Below are 1,067 nucleotides of genomic sequence, written 5' to 3'. Positions count from 1 at the left end.
ATGACCACCACCGAATCCGCCATCCTGGCCGCCCTGCAAGCCGTCAACGATCCGCTCACCGGCAAGGATGTCGTCGGCGCCCGCCAGGTGAAGAACCTGCGCATCCAGGGCGCGGACGTGAGCTTCGAGCTGGAGCTCGGCTACCCGGCGAAGAGCCTGCATGCGGCGCTGCGCGAATCGCTGCAGCGGGCGGTGCGCGCGTTGCCGGGCGTTGGCCGGGTCGATGTCGAGATCGCGACCCGCGTCGTGCCCCATGCGGTGCAGCGCGGGGTGCAGCTGCTGCCCAACGTGAAGAACATCGTCGCGGTGGCGTCGGGCAAGGGCGGCGTCGGCAAGAGCACGACGGCGGCCAACCTGGCGCTGGCGCTGGCCGCCGAGGGGGCGAAGGTCGGCATCCTCGACGCCGACATCTACGGCCCGAGCCAGCCGATGATGATGGGCCTGGAAGGCCGCCCGGAGAGCGCCGACGGCAAGACGATGGAGCCGATGYGCAACCATGGCGTCGAGGTGATCTCGATCGGCTTCCTGGTCGAGCGCGACAACGCGATGATCTGGCGCGGCCCRATGGCCACGCAGGCGCTGGAACAGCTGCTGCGGCAGACCAACTGGGGCGACCTCGACTACCTGATCGTCGACATGCCGCCCGGCACCGGCGACATCCAGCTGACGCTCTCCCAGCGCGTGCCGCTGACCGGCGCGGTGATCGTGACGACGCCGCAGGACATCGCGCTGATCGATGCGCGCCGCGGCATCAAGATGTTCGAGAAGGTCGGCGTGCCGATCCTGGGCGTCGTCGAGAACATGGCGGTGCATGTGTGCAGCAACTGCGGGCACGTGGAGCACATCTTCGGCGCCGATGGCGGCAAGCGCATGGCGGCCGAATTGGGCATGGACTACCTGGGTGCGCTGCCGCTGGCGCTGTCCATCCGCGAGCAGGCCGATTCGGGCAAGCCGACGGTGGTGAGCGAGCCCGACGGCGAGACGGCCGGGCTCTACAAGGCGATCGCGCGCCAGCTGGCCGCGAAGATCGCGCAGCGGACCAAGGATTTCTCGTCGAAGTTCCCGAC

Annotated in this window: 1 protein-coding gene; it reads left to right on the top strand. The window is 69.1% G+C overall.

The features are described 5' to 3' along the window. Positions 1-1,067 (top strand): iron-sulfur cluster carrier protein ApbC (apbC, locus tag AC1D15_RS33880; RefSeq protein WP_477829519.1); only part of this gene is annotated, 1,067 nt, incomplete at its 3' end.

It is taken from the genome of Rhizobacter sp. P2_H2, assembly GCF_056403375.1.
The sequence above is the reverse complement of the archived record's forward strand: the minus strand, read 5'-3'. Positions and strand labels throughout refer to the sequence as shown.